The 19,256-nt window shown below is 72.3% G+C and carries 16 protein-coding genes; 3 read left to right on the forward strand and 13 right to left on the reverse strand.

Translation table 11 applies throughout. The features are described from left to right. Nucleotides 1-169: 169 nt before the first annotated feature. The 6 genes from cobT to ACH4S8_RS30145 form a co-directional block, all read right to left on the reverse strand. Nucleotides 170-3,892, reverse strand: coding sequence for a nicotinate-nucleotide--dimethylbenzimidazole phosphoribosyltransferase (gene cobT, locus ACH4S8_RS30120; protein WP_398399512.1), 3,723 nt, complete (start codon nucleotides 3,890-3,892; stop codon nucleotides 170-172). A 344-nt stretch (nucleotides 3,893-4,236) separates the two neighbouring features. After that, nucleotides 4,237-5,448 carry a precorrin-6y C5,15-methyltransferase (decarboxylating) subunit CbiE gene (cbiE, locus tag ACH4S8_RS30125; protein WP_398399514.1) on the reverse strand — a complete coding sequence of 404 codons (1,212 nt, stop codon included), beginning with the start codon at nucleotides 5,446-5,448 and terminating at the stop codon, nucleotides 4,237-4,239. Between the two features lie 387 nt (nucleotides 5,449-5,835). Then, nucleotides 5,836-6,474 (reverse strand): GNAT family N-acetyltransferase, encoded by a 639-nt coding sequence (locus ACH4S8_RS30130; protein WP_398399516.1) that lies wholly within the window; start codon nucleotides 6,472-6,474, stop codon nucleotides 5,836-5,838. Nucleotides 6,475-6,680: 206 nt separating this feature from the next. Further along, a complete protein-coding gene (locus ACH4S8_RS30135) occupies nucleotides 6,681-7,514 on the reverse strand; it encodes a MetQ/NlpA family ABC transporter substrate-binding protein (RefSeq protein WP_398399520.1) in 834 nt (277 codons plus the stop codon). 97 nt (nucleotides 7,515-7,611) lie between these two features. Next, the gene (locus tag ACH4S8_RS30140; RefSeq protein ID WP_398399522.1) at nucleotides 7,612-8,349 is read right to left on the reverse strand and encodes a methionine ABC transporter permease; all 738 of its coding nucleotides are present in this window, start codon (nucleotides 8,347-8,349) and stop codon (nucleotides 7,612-7,614) included. Further along, nucleotides 8,346-9,437 (reverse strand): methionine ABC transporter ATP-binding protein, encoded by a 1,092-nt coding sequence (locus tag ACH4S8_RS30145; RefSeq protein ID WP_398399524.1) that lies wholly within the window; start codon nucleotides 9,435-9,437, stop codon nucleotides 8,346-8,348. Before ACH4S8_RS30145 ends, ACH4S8_RS30140 begins: the two co-directional genes overlap by 4 nt. A gap of 531 nt (nucleotides 9,438-9,968) precedes the next feature. Here ACH4S8_RS30145 and ACH4S8_RS30150 point away from each other — a divergent pair. Both ACH4S8_RS30150 and ACH4S8_RS30155 read left to right on the forward strand, forming a co-directional pair. After that, nucleotides 9,969-10,328: a hypothetical protein gene (locus ACH4S8_RS30150; protein WP_398399526.1), complete on the forward strand. Its 360-nt coding sequence runs from the start codon at nucleotides 9,969-9,971 to the stop codon at nucleotides 10,326-10,328. Nucleotides 10,329-10,368: 40 nt separating this feature from the next. Then, on the forward strand, nucleotides 10,369-10,818 hold the full coding sequence (locus ACH4S8_RS30155) for a hypothetical protein (RefSeq protein WP_398399738.1): 450 nt from the start codon (nucleotides 10,369-10,371) through the stop codon (nucleotides 10,816-10,818). A 24-nt stretch (nucleotides 10,819-10,842) separates the two neighbouring features. Here the strand turns inward: ACH4S8_RS30155 and ACH4S8_RS30160 are convergent, their stop codons facing one another. The 3 genes from ACH4S8_RS30160 to ACH4S8_RS30170 form a co-directional block, all read right to left on the reverse strand. Continuing rightward, on the reverse strand, nucleotides 10,843-11,346 hold the full coding sequence (locus ACH4S8_RS30160; protein WP_361679293.1) for a GNAT family N-acetyltransferase: 504 nt from the start codon (nucleotides 11,344-11,346) through the stop codon (nucleotides 10,843-10,845). A gap of 43 nt (nucleotides 11,347-11,389) precedes the next feature. Beyond that, the gene (locus tag ACH4S8_RS30165) at nucleotides 11,390-11,896 is read right to left on the reverse strand and encodes an RNA polymerase sigma factor (RefSeq protein WP_398399529.1); all 507 of its coding nucleotides are present in this window, start codon (nucleotides 11,894-11,896) and stop codon (nucleotides 11,390-11,392) included. A gap of 148 nt (nucleotides 11,897-12,044) precedes the next feature. Continuing rightward, nucleotides 12,045-13,208, reverse strand: coding sequence for a glycerophosphodiester phosphodiesterase (locus ACH4S8_RS30170; RefSeq protein ID WP_398399531.1), 1,164 nt, complete (start codon nucleotides 13,206-13,208; stop codon nucleotides 12,045-12,047). 390 nt (nucleotides 13,209-13,598) lie between these two features. Here ACH4S8_RS30170 and ACH4S8_RS30175 point away from each other — a divergent pair, with 390 nt between their 5' ends. Then, nucleotides 13,599-14,288 carry a lysophospholipid acyltransferase family protein gene (locus ACH4S8_RS30175; protein WP_398399533.1) on the forward strand — a complete coding sequence of 230 codons (690 nt, stop codon included), beginning with the start codon at nucleotides 13,599-13,601 and terminating at the stop codon, nucleotides 14,286-14,288. A 179-nt stretch (nucleotides 14,289-14,467) separates the two neighbouring features. Here ACH4S8_RS30175 and ACH4S8_RS30180 read toward each other — a convergent pair whose 3' ends face one another. The 4 genes from ACH4S8_RS30180 to argH form a co-directional block, all read right to left on the reverse strand. Further along, nucleotides 14,468-15,985 carry an MFS transporter gene (locus ACH4S8_RS30180; protein WP_398399535.1) on the reverse strand — a complete coding sequence of 506 codons (1,518 nt, stop codon included), beginning with the start codon at nucleotides 15,983-15,985 and terminating at the stop codon, nucleotides 14,468-14,470. After that, nucleotides 15,982-16,533, reverse strand: coding sequence for a TetR/AcrR family transcriptional regulator (locus tag ACH4S8_RS30185; protein WP_398399537.1), 552 nt, complete (start codon nucleotides 16,531-16,533; stop codon nucleotides 15,982-15,984). The genes ACH4S8_RS30180 and ACH4S8_RS30185 overlap by 4 nt, the downstream gene beginning before the upstream one ends. Before the next feature lie 109 nt (nucleotides 16,534-16,642). After that, entirely contained in the window at nucleotides 16,643-17,614 is a 972-nt protein-coding gene (locus tag ACH4S8_RS30190) for an aldo/keto reductase (RefSeq protein WP_398399539.1), read from the reverse strand. 199 nt (nucleotides 17,615-17,813) lie between these two features. Continuing rightward, entirely contained in the window at nucleotides 17,814-19,247 is a 1,434-nt protein-coding gene (gene argH, locus ACH4S8_RS30195) for an argininosuccinate lyase (protein WP_398399541.1), read from the reverse strand. Nucleotides 19,248-19,256 lie beyond the last annotated feature (9 nt).

Raw genomic sequence — 19,256 nt, forward strand, 5'->3', positions numbered from 1 at the left:
GCCCGCCGCCGCGGGGGGCCCCGGGGGGCGGGGGGCTCCCCCCCCGGGGCCCCCCACGCGGGGGGGGGGGGGGGGGGGGGGGGGGGGGGTGTTTTTGTGGGGGGCCCGGGGGGGGGGGGGGGGGGGGGCCCGGCGCGGAACGCCTGCCCACCCCACCCGTGCCATGGGCCTACTTCTCGGTCACCCCGGCCGAGTCGAACGTCGCGACCTCGTGCATCGCCCGCGCCGCGCTCTGCACGATGGGCAGGGCCAGCAGGGCACCGGTGCCCTCGCCGAGACGCAGGTCGAGGTCGATCAGGGGGCGCAGGCCCAGCTTGTTCAGAGCGGCCACGTGACCGGGCTCGGCGCTGCGGTGGCCCGCGATGCAGGCGGCCAGGACCTCGGGGGCGATGGCGCGGGCCACCAGGGCGGCGGCTCCGGCGCTGACGCCGTCCAGGATCACCGGCGTCCGCAGGGACGCGCCGCCGAGGAGCAGGCCGACCATGGCCGCGTGCTCCAGGCCGCCGATCGCCGCGAGGACGCCGATCGGGTCGGCCGGGTCCGGCTGGTGGAACTCGATGGCACGACGGACGACCTCGGTCTTGCGGGCCAGGGTCTCGTCGTTGATGCCGGTGCCGCGGCCCGTCACCTCGGCGGGGTCGGCACCGGTGAACACCGAGATCAGGGCGGCCGACGCGGTCGTGTTGGCGATGCCCATCTCACCGGTCAGCAGCGCCTTGTTGCCCGCGGCCACCAGGTCGCGGGCGGTCTCGATGCCCACCTCCAGCGCGGCGACGGCCTCTTCGCGGGTCATGGCCGGACCGGTGGTCATGTCGGCGGTGCCCGCCCGGACCTTGCGCGGCAGCAGACCCGGTGTGGCGGGCAGGTCGGAGGCGACGCCCACGTCGACGACGCAGACCTCGGCGCCCACCTGGTTGGCGAACGCGTTGCAGACCGCGCCGCCGCCGAGGAAGTTGGCCACCATCTGGCCGGTGACCTCCTGCGGCCAGGGGGTGACGCCCTGCGCGTGGACACCGTGGTCACCGGCGAAGATCGCGACGGCGGCGGGCTCCGGGATCGGCGGCGGGCACATCCGGGACAGGCCCGACAGCTGCGCGGAGATGATCTCCAGCATGCCGAGGGCGCCCGCGGGCTTGGTCATCCGCTTCTGGCGCTCCCACGCCTCGCCGAGCGCCTTGGCGTCGAGCGGGCGGATGTTGGAGACCGTCTCGGCGAGCAGGTCGTGCGGCTCCTCGCCGGGCAGCGCGCGACGGCCGTACGTCTCCTCGTGCACGACCCAGGACAGGGGGCGGCGCTTGGACCAGCCGGCCTGCATCAGCTCGGGCTCCTCCGGGAACTCGTCGACGTACCCGACGCACAGGTAGGCGACGACCTCCAGGTGCTCGGGCAGGCCCAGCGCGCGGACCATCTCGCGCTCGTCGAAGAAGCTGACCCAGCCGACGCCGAGGCCCTCGGCGCGGGCGGCGAGCCAGAAGTTCTCCACGGCGAGCGCTGCGGAGTACGGGGCCATCTGCGGCTGGGTGTGCCGGCCGAGGGTGTGGCGTCCGCCACGGGTCGGGTCGGCGGTGACGACGACGTTCACCGGGGTGTCGAGGATGGCCTCGATCTTCATTTCCTTGAACTGCTTGGCGCGGCCCTTGGGAAGCGACTTGGCGTAGGCCTCGCGCTGGCGCTGGGCGAGTTCGTGCATGCTGCGCCGGGTCTCGGCGGAGCGGATGACGACGAAGTCCCAGGGCTGGGAGTGGCCGACGGACGGCGCGGTGTGCGCGGCCTCCAGGACGCGCAGCAGCACGTCGTGCGGGATCGGGTCGTCGCGGAAGCCGTTGCGGATGTCGCGGCGCTCGCGGATCACGCGCAGGACGGCCTCGCGTTCGGCGTCGTTGAAGCCGGGGGCCGCGGGACCGGTGGACTCGATTGCGTCTTCCACCACGGCCGTGCTCTCTTCCTGGTCGGCGACCTGCGTGCGCAGGTCCTCCGCTTGCTGTGCCGCCACGGGTTCGGGCTCCGCGGTGAGCGGCTGCGGCAGGGGCGTGGCCTCGGACTCGGGCTCCGCTTCGCGGGGGGCGGGCACCGGCGCCTGAGCGACCGGCTCGGCCTGGGCCGCGGGGGTCTCCTCGGCCGGGACGTCCGCCACGGCCGCGGCGACCTGCGCGGGCTCCTGGGCCGGCGGCTGCTCCTCGGCGGGCGGCGGGGCCACGGTCGTACCGTGCGGCGGCGTCGCGGCCGGGTGCGCGGTCGCGGGCACGGTGCCGTCCACGGGAACGAAATGGCCGAGGCTCTGGTCGGCCTGGGGCACTGCGGGCGCACCGGGGAATCCGGGGACGCCCGCCGTGTCCGGGACGCTCTCGGGCTGCGGGCCGACGTGAGCCGGGTGGTGCGGGTCGCCGTCGGCCTGGCCCGCCGCCGGGTGGGCGGCCTCGGCCTGGGCGGCCACGCCCACCGGTACGGCCTGCTCGGCCGCGGCGTCGTCGGGCACGGACACGGCGGCGCCGTCGTGGGCGGGAGCGGCGTCCTCGGGCAGGACCGCGCCGTCCTCCGCGAAGGCGGGGTCGGTGAACTGCTGGGCCCGGGCTTCGTCGAGGACGAGACCCTGTCCGCCCTGCGAGGCCTCCGCCGAGCGCGCGGAGAGCGCCGACAGCGCGGACTCCGGGGGCTCGTAGGCGTGCGGCACCGGGGCACCGGCGGACTGCTCGGTGCCGGGCAGGGGTGCCTCGTCCAGGAAGACCACGGCCGGTTCCGGCGTGTGGACGGCGGGCTCGGCGTGCACGGCCTCCGGGACGGGCTCGGCGTGTACGGCCTCCGGGAGGCCGGCCCCGTACGTGTCCTGGCCGGGGACCGGCGGGAGGACCTGCGCGGCGGCGGGGTCCTCGGCGGGCGAGAATCCCCCGGCCGGGGCGAGCGGTTGCTCGGGCACGGCCGGCCCGGTGTCCTCGGTGATCCGGGCCGCCTCGGGCACGGGCGTCTCCGCCCCGTCCGCGGCGTCGGTGGTGTCCGGCGCACCCGGGGTCTCCGGGGCGTCCTGGAACTGCGGGGCGCCGGGAACCTGCGGTTCGGGCGAGCCGTCCGTCGCGGGCACGGCTTCGGGGGCCCGTCCGTCCGCGTGGTCCTGGAGGTCGAGCGACACGGCGTCGGCCCCCGGCACCGGCAGGCCGGCGTCGAGCGCCGCCTGGTCGGGGACGAAAGGCGTCGCCACGACGCCGGGCGCCTGCTCGGCTTCCGCGGCCTGCGGCACCTCGGGAGCCGGTACGGGCTCCGTGCTCGGCGGGGACCCGGGCAGTTGTCCCGCCTCGGGGGCGACCGTCTCCGCGGCCGTGGCCTCACCGGCCGCCAGCACGGTCCCCCACGCCGCGGTGCTCTGCGGCAGCGCTTCGGCGGGCTGGGGCACGTCCAGGTACTCGGGGCCGACGGTCGGCGGGCCGGCCTGGCGCAGCGGTGCGACCGGGGTGGTCATGGAGCTCGGACGGACGCCCGCGGGTCCGCGGTCGGCCAGCGAGCGCACCGGGCTGGCGGAACCGTCCGGCGTGGGCGGGCCGAGGTGCAGCGGACGGCGCGGGGTCACGGGGACCGCGACGGGCTGCGGGACCGGCTGGGCAACGGGCGACGGGCTCGGCGCGCGCACGGCGCCGAGGTCGATCGCCCCGGTGTCACGTCCGTCCGTCTCGTGCGGACCGGGTTCGTCGGTGAAGGGCATCGGGGCCGGCGGCGGCACCTCGTTGCCCCAGGCACCCTGCGCGCCGGGCGCGCCCGGCAGCAGGAGCAGGTCGTCCTCCTCGACGGGGCTCTCGGAAGAGTCGAGGTAGGTGTACGCACCCGGCGCGGAGACGCCTGGCTGCTCCACCATGCCTGCGTTCTCCGGCAATCCCTCGCCCGGGACCTGGCCGGTGTCGGTCATGCGTACCCCTCGCCCATCGGTTAGTGCTCCAAAGTCCAGCTCGCCCGGAACGGCGCACCGACCGCCCCACAGTCAAGAACGAGCGTGCGTGCCCAGCGGCACGTACGACCGGCCAACAAAGACGACAAAGCCATTAACTGGCATTGTCCCGGTCATCCCGCCCTCGCGACAGCGTGATCCGCGAGTGGCCGCTGTGGACTGCGCCACGTTGCGCGTCCTCCGGTTCTGCCGTACCACACACGCCTCAAAACGGGCGGGTTTTCCGGACATTGACCTACGAAAGGCCGACCCCCGGGAGCGGTACAACGATCGGCCAGCCTACCGCGCGCAGTACGACAACAGGATCACGGGGCGCGATCCGGCAGACGGCCGCTGAGCAGGAACGCGACGCTCCGCTCCTTCTCCGTCCAGGCCTTCGTATCGAGTTCGACGGACTGAATGAGAGCGCACTCGACGTCATAGCCGTGCTCGGTCAGATCGCGGCCGATGAGTTCGGCGGCGTCACGGGTCGCGGCGTGCGCGACGATGCGCTGGGGCCTGCGGTCCGCGACGGCCGAGACGACCGCCGCTCCCCCGCCTCCGACCCGTACGACATCGGGTTCGGGCAGGTCCTCCAGGACGTGCGGGGCACTGCCGTGCACGATCTGCATCTGCACGCCGTAACGGCGGGCCGAGTGCTCGGTGCGGGCGCAGGAGCCCGGACTGCGGTCGACCGCGATGACGGCGGCACCGGTGCGGGCGGCCTCGGTGGCGAAGGCGCCGCTGCCGCAGCCGATGTCCCAGACGAGGTCGCCGACGCGCGGTCCCAGCCGGGCGAGTTGGGCGGCGCGCAGCAGATCGGTCTCGCCCTCGCCGAGCGCGCCGCCGTAGGCGCGCGCGGGCAGCGCCCAGCCGCGCGGCTCGCCTCCGGGCTCCCGGCCGGCGATCCAGCCGCCTCCCGGGGCCGCGGCCACGAAGCCGCCGATGACGATCACGACATTGGGGTCGCGCCAGGCGTGGTCGGCCGCCTTGTCGGAGGTCAGGATCGTGACCTGCTCACGGGTGGTGCCGAGTTCCTCGCAGATGACGAAGGTGCGGTGCACTCCTTCGAGCAGCAGCCCGAGTTCGGCGGGGCCGGCGCCGGGAGAGGTGAGGACGGCAACTTTCGTATGGGCCCGGCATACATTCACCGCGCGTCGCAGCGTGCGGCTGTGTGCGACGACCACTTGCGCGTCGTCCCAGGGCATTCCGGCGCGGGCGAAGGCGGCGGCCACGGCGGAGACGGCGGGCACGACTTCGACCTCCAGGCCGAACTCGGGTGCGCGCAGGGTGCGTACGACGCCGAAGAACCCGGGGTCCCCGTCGGCGAGGACGACGGCGGTGCCGCGGTGGCCCGCGATGCGGCGGGCGGCGAGGTCCATACTGCCCAGCCGGACGCGTTCGGCGCCCTCGGGCACTTCGGGGAGCGCGAGATGGTGGGCCGCGCCGGCCACGAGCGTGGCGGCACCGAGAGCGGAGCGCGCCGCGACGGTCAGCGGCGAGCCGTCCCAGCCGATCACCGTGACCCGGTCGGCCATCGTCGTCAGTCTCCAGAAGGTCTTCGCAGGTCTGAGGTGCAGCCCGGGCGGGCCTGGTGAGGGTACCCCGGTGCGGTGCGGCGGGGGTGTGCCGGTCGGCGTGGCGCGGGAGAGGTCTCCTCGCGCCCGGACGTCGGTCCCGGTCCGCGCACCGGGGTCCGGTGAGGTGACTCCCGTACACCCTTGTGACTCGACGCGACCGTATACGACCGCCCGTGACCGTGCGCGGCCTGCCGTGACGGTTCCCGTTCGGCGGAGCGGGCGCACGCGCGGGACGCCAGGCGTCCGCCGGTCCCCTCTCCGTCCGTCGTCCTCGTTCCCGGCGTTTCGGTCCCCGCCGCTTCCGTTCCCGGCGTCCCCGTTCCCGGCGTCTCAGTTCCCGGCGTCTCAGTTCCAGTCGTCGAAGGAGGAGAAGCCGCCCGTGTCGCCGAGGTGTCCGTCCATGCCGTCGAGGTCCTCGGGCAGCAGGCTCCACACGATGAAGTCGGTGCGCAGGTCGACCCAGGTGCCTTCCTCGGTCCGGGTGCGCGCTATGCAGGCGTTGCGCAGCACGCCCTCGCTGATGCAGCCGATCTTCTGGGCCACCTGCTGCGAGGCGGTGTTGCCGGCCGCCGTGCGCAGTTCCACGCGCTCGAACTTCTGGTCCCTGAAGAGCCATCGGGCGGTGGCGAGCGCGGCCTCGGACGCGTAGCCCTCGCCGCGCGCCCAGGGGGCGACGATGTAGGACAGCTCGGTGGAACGGACCCGCCAGTTGGTCTTGCCGAGCTGGATGACGCCGACCAGGCGCTGGGTGAGGAACTCGGTGACGGCGAGGTCGAGTCCACGCCCCCCGGCGCGTTCCGTGGGCGCGTAGTCGGTGATCCAGTCGCGGGCGCCGTCCTCGGTGAACGGCTGCGGGATCGACGTCCAGGCCGCCACCATCTCGTCGTTCATCATCTCCGTCAGCGCGGGCACGTCGTCCTCGTCGAGCGCACGCAGGACCAACCGCTCCGTGCTGATGGAGATGTCGGGGAAGGTGCTCGTCATGCGACGCTCCGTAACCGTCGGGGACTTCGGACCTGATGTACCGTCGGGTCCGCTGAACTGCCCAGCATGCAGCATGAAACCACTGAACGGCACAACGGGGTCCACTCCGGGTAATGGAGTGGACCCCGTGCGGTGACGAGTCGGACCGGGGGCCGCAAATCGGCCCGGTTCCCGGTCTGTTCAGAAGGGCGGGACGACGCGACCGGTCAGAAGGACGGGATGACGGAACCGGCGTACTTGTCCTCGATGAACTTCTTGACCTCGGGCGAGGTGAGGAGCTTGGCGAGCTTCTTCACGCGCGGGTCCTTCTCGTTGCCCTTCTCGACGGCGAGGAAGTTGCCGTACGGGTTGTTCGTCGCCGACTCCAGGAAGAGGGCGTTCTCGGCGGGCTTGAGGCCGGCGGATATGGCGTAGTTGCCGTTGATCACCGCGGCGTCCACGTCGTCCAGGGAGCGCGGGGTCTGAGCCGCCTCGACCTCCTTGAACTTGAGGTTCTTCGGGTTCTTGGAGATGTCCTGCGGGGTCGCCTCGCTGCCGGCGCCGTCCTTGAGGGTGATGAGCCCCTTGGACGCGAGCAGCTTCAGGGCCCGCGCCTCGTTCACGGCGTCGTTCGGCACGGCGACGGTCGCACCGCTCTTCAGGGCGTCGGCGCTCTTCACCTTGTGGGAGTAGAGGCCGAGCGGCTCCAGGTGCACCGTGACGACGGGCACGATGTGGGTGCCGCGCTTCTTGTTGAAGTCGTCGAGGTACGGCTGGTTCTGGAAGTAGTTGGCGTCGACCGAGCCGTCCTCGGTGGCCGTGTTGGGCACGATGTAGTCCTGGAACTCCTTGACCTCCAGGTCGAGGCCCGCCTTCTTCGCCAGGTTCTTCTTGATGAAGTTCAGGATCTCGGCGTGGGGGACCGGGCTGGCGGCGACGACGAGCGGGCCGCTGTAGTCGGAGGAAGAGGAGGATTCCTTGCCCGAACCGCAGGCGGAGAGACCCAGGGTGAGGGCTCCGGCGACGAGGACGGCAGTGGTGATCTTGGCAGTGTTACGCACGAAAAGTGCCTTTCCTGAGGGGTGGAGCGCCCCGTCATGGGGTGGACGGGGAAATCGGTGGGTGGGGCCGGGGACCGTGCGCGGGTCCGCGGGTCGTTCAGGCGGCCTCGCCGACGTCCGCGGCCGCGGGCCGACGGGACTTCAGCAGGCGCAGTTTCGGGGCGGGGCCTGAGTGGCCACCGCGGCGGTCCAGGGTGCGGGCCGCGTGGTCGCCGGCGAACTGGATGGCCGAGATGACGACGGCGAGGATCGCGACGATGATCCACATCAGTTCGGTCTCGAAGCGCTGGTAGCCGTAGCGGATGGCGAGATCGCCCAGTCCGCCCGCGCCGACGGTGCCGGCCATCGCGGAGTAGCCGATGAGGGCCACGACCGTGGTGGTCGCCGAGGAGATCAGCGAGGGCAGCGACTCGGGGACGAGGACCTTGCGGACGACGGTCCAGGTGTTGCCGCCCATCGCCTGCACGGCCTCGACGAGCCCGCCGTCCACTTCACGGACGGCCGTCTCGACCAGGCGCGCGAAGAACGGGATCGCGCCGATGGCGAGCGGCACGATGGCGGCCTCACGGCCGATGGTCGTGCCGGTGACCCACCGGGTGAAGGTCATCAGGGCGACCATCAGGATGATGAACGGCATCGAGCGGGCGACGTTCACGACCTGCCCGACGACCTTGTTGGCCACGACGTTCTGCAGCAGGCCGCCGCGGTCCGTCAGCACCAGCAGGAGACCGAGCGGCAGGCCGCCGACGATCGCGATGAGGGTGGACCAGCCGACCATGTAGAGCGTGTTCCAACACTCCTCGGACAGCAGCGGCTGCATCTCGGACCAGCTCACTTGGCACCTTCCTCGACCAGCTCGGGCTGCTGCCCCTGGATCTCGATCTGCAGGCCCTGCTCGCGCAGGAATCCGATCGGCACGACGTTCTCCTCGTAACGGCCGGGAAGTTCGATGCGCATCCGGCCGACCTGCCGGCCCGCGACGGTGTCCATCGCGGCGCCGAGGATCGAGATGTCGATGTTGTAGGTGCGCGAGAGCTGCGAGATGACCGGCCGGGTGGCCGACTCTCCGTGGAAGGTGACGTCGACGACGGTGCGGTCGTCGCCGGAGGCGGTGCCGCTGACCGGGAAGAGGGCGGAGGCCAGCTCGGAGCCGGGCGTCGCGAGCAGTTCGCTGACGGTGCCGGACTCGACGATGCGGCCGTTCTCCATCAGCGCCGCCGAGTCGCAGACCGTCTTGACGACGTCCATCTCGTGGGTGATGAGCAGGACGGTCAGGCCCAGCTGGCGGTTCAGGTCGCGCAGCAGCTGGAGGATGGAGCGGGTCGTCTCCGGGTCGAGGGCGCTGGTCGCCTCGTCGGAGAGCAGCACCTTCGGGTCGCCGGCCAGGGCACGGGCGATCCCGACGCGCTGCTTCTGGCCGCCGGAGAGCTGGGCCGGGTAGGACCCCGCCTTGTCGGTCAGGCCGACCAGGTCCAGGAGCTGGAGGGCCTTGTGGCTGCGCTCCCTCCGGGAGAGCCCGAGGATGTCGAGCGGCAGCTCGACGTTCTCCTGGACGGTCCGCGAGGACAGCAGGTTGAAGTGCTGGAAGACCATGCCGATCCGGGTGCGCGCCCGGCGGAGTTCCCGGCCGGCGCGGGGGCCGCGCCCGACGAGGGCGGTGAGGTCCTGGCCGGCGACGGTGACCGTGCCGGAGGTGGGACGCTCCAGGAGGTTGACGCAGCGGATGAGCGAGGACTTGCCGGCGCCGGACTGGCCGATGACGCCGTACACCTCGCCTTCGCGGACGTGCAGATCGACGCCGTCGAGGGCGGTCACTTCACGGCCGCGTGAGCGGTAGACCTTGGTGAGGCCCGTTGTCGTGATCACTGGGGGTTCCGTCACTGTCGAGTGCAGGGCGTGGGTGTGCGCCGGGCACGGATGCATTCGGTCGCAGCGCGGCACGGTTCTCGCGATGGCGCTGGAACCGGAAGGAGAACGTGTGCGCGGGGCAGCCCGGTCACGTACGCGGTACGGACACAGGGCGCGGCGGTCCCGCTTCGGGGCGCGGGATCAGGCGGTGGTGCGAGGGCCCTCTAACAGGCGCACATTCGACACATACAACGAGCACCGGGCGTCATGGTCGCCTCGGTCGCAAGGATGCGGCAGCTCGTCGTGGTCATGGGAGGAAGTAAAGCAGACCGGGGGGCGGGGGCCGCCACCGCTGTCCGAATAGCGGACAGCGGTGGACGGTGGACAGCCGTCGCGGGACGCGTTCCAGCCCCGGACGGAGATCCCCTCATCCCTTGTCGTCACCGGTACGGACAGGGCGGAGAGGTCCGCGACGACGAGGTCCGCGCCGGCTCGCCGGCCTGACGCGTTGTGGCCGACGCCACGGTGGTCGTGCCCGCGGCGAGCCCTGCCCGGAGCCCAGGGGGCGAGCGCATCAGGTCTTTTGGCCCGTAATAGGGTCACGGCATGTTTGATGCCCTGACGGTCGCGACGGCCGTCGCCGCGCTCGCGCTCGCCGCCTGGTGCGGCTGGGCCGCCCACCGCGATCAGCCCACCAAGGACTGGCACTTCATCGGCATGGCCGTGGTGAGCGTGCTCGCCCTCGTCCAGCTGGTGATCGGGGTCGTCCAGCTGGCGCGCGGCGAGAAGCCGGAGCAGGGCACGACGATCTTCGTGGCGTATCTGATCGGCGCCTTCGCCTGCATTCCCGCCGCGGGATTCATGTCGCTGGCGGAGCGCACCCGCTGGGGTTCGGTCACGGTGGCGGCCGGCGGGGTCGTCCTCGCCGTGCTCGAAGTCCGGCTCTACGACATCTGGGGAGGCTGAGATGACGGCCACGGAGGAGAACACGACCGTGACTTGGGACATGCGGGACGAGCAGGGCGCGACACCGCCGGAACCGGCCGCCGGAGCGGGGCGCGCGCGGCTCATCGGCGGCCCCGGGATCCTGCTGGTGTGGCTCTACGGGGTGATGGTGGTCGGCGCCGTCTCGCGGTCGGCCGTGCAGATCTCCACGCAGTTCGACAAGGCGCCGCTCGCCTACTCGCTGTCCGCGGTCGCCGGTCTCGTCTACGGGTTCATCACGTACTCGCTCGTGCGCGGCGGCGAGACGGCGCGCAGGGCGGCCCTGGTGTGCTGCGCCGCCGAGCTCGCGGGTGTGCTGATCGTCGGGACCTGGACGCTGGCCGAGCCGTCCGCCTTCCCCGACGCCACGGTGTGGTCGGACTACGGCATGGGCTATCTCTTCATCCCGGTCCTGCTGCCGCTGTCGGCGATGTACTGGCTGCGCAAGGCGCGCACGACCGCCGCCGTCTGACGATCCGGCCGGGACCGGCCGGGGTCAGGCGCTGGTGGCGTACGCGCCGGTGTCGGCGCCCTTGGCCAGGGTCACCAGCGTCATGCGCTCGCCCACGCGCTCCTGCGAGACGGGGGCGTAGCCGTGCTTGCGGTACAGGCGCAGGTTGCGCTCGCTGCGGTGGCCGGTGAACAGCTGGAAGGACTTGGCCGCTCCCTCGGTGCCGAGGCGGGCCTCGATCGCGTCGAGCAGGCGTCCGCCCAGGCCGTGCCGCTGCATGCGCGGGTGCACGATGAGCTTGTTGATACGGGCCGTGCCGTCGGCGTCGACGGCGCCGCGTACCGAGGCCACCACCTCGTCGCCGAGCCGGGCCACCAGGACGGTACCGCCCGCCAGTTCCGCCCTGAGCGAGTCGAGCGGCTGGGTGAGCGGCTCGATGCCGTAGTCGCCGTACAGCTCGGCCTCGCTCTGATAGCAGAGGTACTGCAGCTTCAGGATCGATTCCGCATCCTGCTCGGTCGCCGCCGAGATGGTCACGCTCATGCCCATGTGTGCATGCCTCCCGCTCACCTGTTCCGGTCGTCCCCCACTCCTATCCCCGTCGCCGGCGGGCCGCAACCTCCGGCGTCAGCAATCGCCGGAGACATCCGAGACATCTGGAACGTTCCGGACCGAGACTGCCCTGTGAGATACCCAACTCGCCCGCGATCTCCCGGTAGGTGAGGTCCTCCGGGGAGAGCAGGGCGGCCATCAGGTCCGGGCAGCGGCCGGGCAGCCGGCGCACCGCCGCGTGCAGCTCGCGACGGCGGGCGGCCGCCATCGCCCGCTGCTCCGGGCCCGTTCCGCCGTCGTCGGCGGGTTCGGTGGCGTACGGCTGCTCGGCGCGGGCCCTGCGGCTGCTGCGGCGGGCCTCCGAGCGCACGGCCCGGCGCACCCAGCGCCGCGGGTCGGCGGGCGGTCCTGTCGCGTCCAGGCGTTCCAGCAGCCGCAGCCAGACGGCCTGTTCCAGGTCGCCGGGCTCGGCACCGGAGGCATGGGCCTCGGCCGACGCCTCGGCGGCGAGCAGCGGGCCCAGGGCGGTAACCAGCTCGTGGGTCATGTACGGAACGACACGGCCGCCCCGGCGCGAGGTTGCCGGGGCGGCCGTTTCTTCACCCCATCCGGGACGAGGGGGCCGTCCGTTGACGGATGCGGGCCGCTGTCCCGTCCCCCGCCCCCGGTCCGGCGCCGGACCGGGGACGACGGGCTCACCCCTCGAGGAAGTCCGCGCGGGCCAGCACCGCGGTGTCCGCGTTGTCGGAGAAGACGCCGTCGATGCCCGTCGCGAAGTAGGTCCTGAAGGCGCCGAAGGGGTCCCCGTAGGCGTCGACCGCGGTGCCCTTGCGGAAGTTCGCGGGCAGGAAGGGGTTCTCGTTGCGCATGGTGTACGGGTGCAGGATCAGGCCCGCCCGGTGCGCGTCGGCGACGAGCGTGGTGGCACTGGTGAGGTTGCCGTCCGCGTCCTTGGGGATGACGAGGTCGAGCGTGGGGCCGATGCCCTGCGCGTACGAGGCGATCCACTCCAGGCCGGCGGGGGTGACGAGGTCGGCGACCGTACGGGGGTCGCCCGCCGTGACGAAGTCCCAGGGCCGGGTGTTCGCGGCCGACAGCAGGACGACGAGCGGGTTGCGGACGAGCTCGCCGAGCCGCTGGATGCTGCTCGGCTCGAAGGACTGGAGGATGACCGGCGAGTCCTTCCTGTCCTTGCCGTACTTGCGCAACAGCTTCGCGACCCGCTCCTCCAGGCCGAGGCCGAGGGCCCGGAAGTAGGTGGGGTGCTTGGTCTCGGGATAGATCCAGACCTGCTTGCCGCGCCTGCGGGTCTGCTCGTCCTGCCAGCGGAGCACCTCCTCGAAGGTGGGGATCTCCCAGCGGCCGTCGTAGAGGGTGTTGTGCGGACGGTTGGCGGGGATGCGCTCCACGGCGCGCAGGGTCTTCAGCTCGGCGAGCGTGAAGTCCTCGGTGAACCAGCCGGTGGTGGGGACCCCGTCGAGCGTCTTGGTGGTCCTGCGGGCGGCGAACTCGGGGTGCGCCGCGACGTCCGTGGTCCCGCCGATCTCCGGTTCGTGACGGCACACGAGGTGGCCGTCCCTGGTGGGCACCAGGTCGCCCGCCTCGACGACGTCGGCGCCCAGGTCGAGCGCCAGCTGGTACGAACCGAAGGTGTGCTCCGGCCGGTAGCCGCTGGCCCCCCGGTGACCGATGACGGTCGGTCTGGGCAGGCTCCGGTAGCCGCCGCCTCCGTGGCGTCCGTCCGCGCTCGCGGTGCCGGGCAGGCCGAGGGCCGCCCCGCCCGCCCCGAGCACCGCGGCCGACAGCAGCGTCCGCCGTACCGTGCCCCGCTCCTGACCGTTCGACTCCTGCGCCCCCATGAGCGCTCCTCCCGCCGTAGGTGCCCTGCCTGTCGAAGCGGGACGATCGTAGGTGCCCCCGCGTGACGGGAGGGAGGCCCGCGGCGGAACAGTGGGTGACCTCGGACCGCCCCCGGGACGCGGAACATGACGGTCCGTCGGCATCGGCCGGCGGCCGCGGGCAAGCGTGCGACCGGGGCGGGCGGACGTCCCTTCGCCGGGCGCTCACCCGTTCGCCGGTACCCGCGCGCGATGTCCGTCACACCGGGCCGCCCCCGTGTCCACCGCTCACGGGCACGCAACCGCAGGTAAACGTAGGTCAACAGTGCGTATCCGGTCGGTGAACCCGATGTGCAATCGACCGGGAACCGCGAGTATCGTCCTCACCTGCACAGACTCCATACCGATCCCTTGACACCGGAGGGCCCGTTGTCCCGCTTCGCGCTCATCAAGGCAGTGCTCGGAACGATCATGCGCCTGATGTTCCGCCTACGGGCGGAAGGCGTGGAGAACATCCCCGGCGACGGCCCGGTGATCCTCGCCGGCAACCACCTCACGTTCATCGACTCGATGATCCTTCCGCTGGTCTGCGACCGGCAGGTGTTCTTCATCGGCAAGGACGAGTACGTCACGGGCAAGGGCCTCAAGGGCCGGCTCATGGCGTGGTTCTTCACCGGCGTCGGCATGATCCCGGTGGACCGGGACGGCGCCAACGGTGGCGTGGCCGCACTGATGACCGGCCGCCGGGTCCTGGAGGAGGGCAAGATCTTCGGGATCTACCCCGAGGGCACCCGCTCCCCCGACGGCCGCCTGTACCGCGGCCGCACGGGTATCGCCCGGCTCACCCTGATGACCGGCGCCCCGGTCGTCCCGTTCGCGATGATCGGCACCGACAAGCTCCAGCCGGGCGGCGCGGGCATGCCGCGTCCGGGCAAGGTCACGGTCCGCTTCGGACCGGCCATGGAGTTCTCGCGCTACGAGGGCATGGACCGCGACCGGTACGTGCTGCGCGCCGTCACCGACTCCGTGATGACCGAGGTCATGCGTCTTTCCGGCCAGGAGTACGTCGACATGTACGCCACCAAGGCGAAGGCCGCCTAGCGGCGCGGCACACCAGGGCAAAAGGGTGGGCTCCGACCGGAGATCTCCGGTCGGAGCCCACCCTTTTGCGGCCACGTCTCCCGCCGGGGTCCCCGCTCCGGCGCGGCCACGCGCATCCCGCCGGCTGCCCGTTCCCACAGGCCCGGCACATCCCGCCAGGTTTCCGCTCCGGCGCGCGACTACACCTCCAACTTCTGGCCGCGCAGCAGGGACCAGGCCGCCGCCGCGGTGGCGAGCAGGACCGCCGCACCCGCGCCGGAGGCGAGGGCCAGACCGTCCACGAAGGACTCCCTGGCCGCGGTCAGCAGCGCCTCGGCGGTGTGCTCGGGCAGGTGTCCGGCGGCCTCCACCGCTCCGCCCAGCGAGTCGTGCGCCGCGGCCGGTGTGCCCGCGGGGCCGGTGAAACCGGCGTACACGCCGGTCACGACGGAGCCGAGCAGGGCGATGCCCAGAGCCGCTCCGAGCTCGTACGCCGTCTCGGAGACCGCGGACGCGGCGCCCGCCTGCTCCTTGGGGACGGCGGAGAGGATGACGTCGGCGGTGACGGTGAACGAGAAGCCCGCGCCGACGCCGACGACCAGCAGGGCCGCGCCGAGCAGCGGATAGCCGGTGGACCCGTCCAGCACGGTGAGCACCCCGAGCGCGAGGCCCACCGCGGCGAGTCCGCCGGACACGACGGTCCGCACCGAGAAGCGCCGCGCGAACCGTCCGGCGACCAGGCCGGCCGCCACCGCGCCCACGGCGGCCGGGACTTCGGCGAGTCCCGCCTCGAACGGCCCGCGACCCTGCACCAGTTGCAGGTACTGGGAGAGGAAGAACACGAGCCCGGACATGCCGAGCACGGTGAACAGGTCGGCGAGCACCGCACCGGAGAACCCCCGGTTACGGAACAGACGGACGTCCAACAGCGGGATCGGAAGCGTCAGTTGGCGGCGTACGAACCAGAACAGGGCGCCCGCTCCCAGTAGGCCCGCGGCGAGCGCCTGCCCGCTCGGCCCGTGCGCGGCGAGCTCCTTCACCGCGTACACCACACCGATGACGCCGACGAGCGAGAGCGTCACGCTGATCAGGTCCCAGGGACCGGGGTTCGGGCTCTTCGACTCGGGGAGCAGCCTGCGTCCGACGAGGACGAGGACGACCATCACCGGAAGATTGATGAGGAAGACCGAGCCCCACCAGAAGTGTTCGAGCAGGAAACCGCCGACGACCGGGCCGACCGCCGTGCCCGCGGAGGCCGTGGCGCCCCAGATGCCGATGGCGAGGCTGCGCTCGCGCGGGTCGTGGAAGATGTTGCGGATCAGGGCGAGGGTGGCGGGCATCAGGGTCGCGCCCGCGACTCCGAGCAGCGCCCGCGCCAGGATCATCGACTCGGGTGTCGCGGCGTAGGCGTTGAGCACGGATATCAGACCGAACGCCGTGGCGCCGGTGAGCAGCAGCTTCTTGCGGCCGATGCGGTCGCCGAGACTGCCCATGGAGACGAGCAGCCCGGCGATGACGAAGGAGTAGACGTCACCGATCCACAGCAGCTGGGTGCCCGAGGGTTCGAGGTCTTCACTGATGTAGGGGGTCGCGAGGCCGAGGACGGTCGCGTCGACGGCCACCAGCAGCACGGCGAGGACGAGGACGCAGAGCGCGAGCCAGCGGCCCGGGCGCTTCGGCATCCGTGTCGCGACCGCCGGCCGCAGGGTGCTGGTCATGGTTCCTCTCTCCTGAGCGCGCCGCCGAGCAGCAGCTCGACGATCATGTGGTGGAAGTCCTTGGCGGCGACCCGGCCCTCGGTCACGGCCCAGGACGCCGAGGCCATCAGTCCGTAGAGCGCCTCGGTGAGCCAGGCCGGGCTGAGGTCGATGCGGAACTCTCCGCTCTCCTGGCCGCGTCTGAACAGCGCGGCCATCCGGGTGTCGAGCCGGGCCCAGCCCTCGTGCTGCCCGTCGCCCTCGAAGAGCTGGTTCTCCGTGTAGAGGAAGGCGAGCAGTCCGGCCGCCCGCTCCAGCTCGCTCACCAGACGGCGCACGGCCTCCTGGGCGGTGCCGTCGTCGAGACGGGCCGCGTCCAGAGCGGCCTCGCACTCCTCGATGCCGAGCGCCTCCAGCGCGCGGACGAGCGCGTCCCGGCCGGCGAACTGGCGGTGCAGCGTGGCCCGGCTGATCCCGGCGGCCTTGGCCACCTCGTCCATCGTCGCGGTGGATTTGCGGGTGAGCAGGGCGGCTGCGCTGCGCAGCACGTGTTCACGGTCGACAGCCATGAGACAACTGTACCGCATGTGAGACATGAATGTCTCATACGACGCATGCGTGTCTCACCCTCTCCGTGTTCACGGATACCCGCAGGGCTTCTGCGGTGACGTGTGACGCTCAGTGCCAGGGCAGCTGCCCGCGCCGCTCCCAGTACGCGCCCGGTTCCTCCACCAGGGCGGCGAGCCGGGACAGCTGGTCGTCGTCGAGGTCGACGACCGCCGCGTGCAGGTTCGAGGCGAGCTGCTGGGCGGTGGCCGCCCCCGACAGCACGACGCCGGCCCAGGGCTGCCGCAGGATCAGGGCGAGGGCGACGGCGTCACAGCCGAGGGAGGTCTCCCCGGCGACGGCGCGCAGCGCCTCGGGCGCGTGGGCCCCGGCGAGCCGGCCGTTGGCCACGCCCTCCTTGACGATCACCGTGAGCCCGGCGTCGTGGGCCTCGGCGAGCGCCGGGGCGGCGGAGGTCTCCAGGACGTTGTACGTGGACTGCACGGTGCGGAACAGCGGCTCGCCGCCGACCGTGACGGCGAGCGCGGCACGGATCGTCTCCGCCTGCGCGGGCCCGCTGGTCGAGAAGCCGATCGACAGACCGCCGGCGGCCGCTTCGGCGAGGGCCGCGTGCAGCTCCTTGTCGGTGAGGGCCGGGCTGTCCGGGGTCACCGAGTGGATCTGGTAGAGGTCGAGCCGGTCGCCGAGCAGTGCCGCGGTCTCGGCGCGCTGCCGCTCGTACATGGCGAGGCCGTGGTCCTTGACCTCGTGCGCCTCGGCGTCGGTGCGCCAGTCGGCCGTGTAGGTGTAACCCCACTTGCTGCCGATGACGACGTCGTCGACGTCCGGGCGGCCGCTCAGCCAGCCGGCGAGGAACTCCTCGGACCGGCCGTAGGAACGGGCCACGTCGAAGTAGCGCACACCCTGGGCATAGGCGGCTTCGAGGAGTTCATGGGTGCGCTCGCGCAGGGCGTCGACACTGCGGTCGGCCGGGAGGTCCTCCTCGCGCCCCAGGTTGATGTAGCCCGGGCGGCCCACCGCGGCGAGCCCCAGGCCCAGGTGGGCGGTGGGAGTCGTGGCTGAGGCGAGACGTGCGAAGGGCATCGCGGCTCCGTTCGGTCGGCTCCTTACGGCTCCGGCCAACGTAACCCGCGACACCCTCCGTCGTACGGCACCCGCTCCCGCCCGCGGTCCGTGTCCGTTTCCCGGCCCGCGCCCGCGAGTGGGCCGCCGCGGCGGCGGGCGGGGTTCGCCCGTCGCGGCGCCGGCCGCTCCGGCGGGATGAACGGCGCCTGCCGCGGTACTACTTCTTCCGCTTGGCCGCCGCCCATGTCTGCTGGACGGCGACGTCCGTCTTGATCTCGGCGAGCTGGACGGCGACGGCGCTCGGGGCCGTACCGCCACGGCCGTCGCGGGAGGCGAGGGCGCCGGGGACGTCGAGGACGGTCCGCACCTCGGGCGTCAGATGCGCCGAGATCTTCGCGAACTGCTCGTCGGTCAGTTCGTCCAGCTCCTTGCCCTCGGCCTCGGCGACCTTCACGCACTCGCCGGCCACCTCGTGCGCGACCCGGAACGGCACGCCCTGCCTGACCAGCCACTCGGCGATGTCGGTGGCGAGCGAGAAACCGGCCGGGGCCAGCTCCTCCATGCGCTCGCGGTGGACGGTCAGCGTGGCCATCATGCCGGTGAAGGCGGGGAGCAGGACCTCCAGCTGGTCGCAGGAGTCGAAGACCGGCTCCTTGTCCTCCTGGAGATCACGGTTGTAGGCGAGGGGCAGCGCCTTGAGCGTGGCCATCAGCCCGGTCAGGTTGCCGATCAGCCGGCCCGACTTGCCGCGCGCCAGCTCGGCGATGTCCGGGTTCTTCTTCTGCGGCATGATCGACGAGCCGGTGGAGAACGCGTCGTGGAGCGTGACGAAGGAGAACTCCTTCGTGTTCCAGATGATGATCTCCTCGGCGATCCGGGAGAGGTTCACGCCGATCATCGCGGTGATGAACGCGAACTCCGCCACGAAGTCGCGGGAGGCCGTGCCGTCGATGGAGTTGGCCACGCTGCCGTGCTCGAACCCGAGGTCCTTCGCCACCGCCTCCGGGTCCAGGCCGAGGGAGGAGCCGGCCAGCGCGCCGGAGCCGTACGGCGAGACGGCCGTCCGCTCGTCCCACTGGCGCAGCCGCTCCGCGTCCCGGGACAGGGACTGGACATGGGCGAGGACGTGATGCGCGAACAGCACGGGCTGGGCGTGCTGGAGGTGCGTACGGCCGGGCATCGCCACGTCCGGGTGGGCCTCCGCCAGGCCGATCAGCGCCTCCTGGAGGTCGGCGATGAGCCCGCCGATGATCCGGGCGTGGTCGCGCAGGTACATCCGGAAGAGCGTGGCCACCTGGTCGTTGCGGGAGCGGCCGGCACGGAGCTTGCCGCCGAGGTCGGGGCCGAGGCGCTCGAGGAGGCCGCGTTCCAGAGCGGTGTGGACGTCCTCGTCGGCGATCGTGCCCACGAAGGAGCCGTCGGCGACGTCCGCCTCCAGCCGGTCGAGGCCCTCGATCATGCGCGTGAGCTCGTCCTCGGTGAGCAGGCCCGCCTTGTGCAGCACGCGCGCGTGGGCACGCGAACCGGCGATGTCGTACGGCGCGAGGCGCCAGTCGAAGTGGACCGACGCGGACAGCTTGGCCAGGGCCTCGGCGGGACCGTCGGCGAACCGTCCGCCCCAGAGCCGGACGTCACCGCTGTTGCTGCTCACTTGCGTTAC

Source organism: Streptomyces sp. NPDC021080 (assembly GCF_044333225.1).
Taxonomy (GTDB): Bacteria; Actinomycetota; Actinomycetes; order Streptomycetales; family Streptomycetaceae; genus Streptomyces.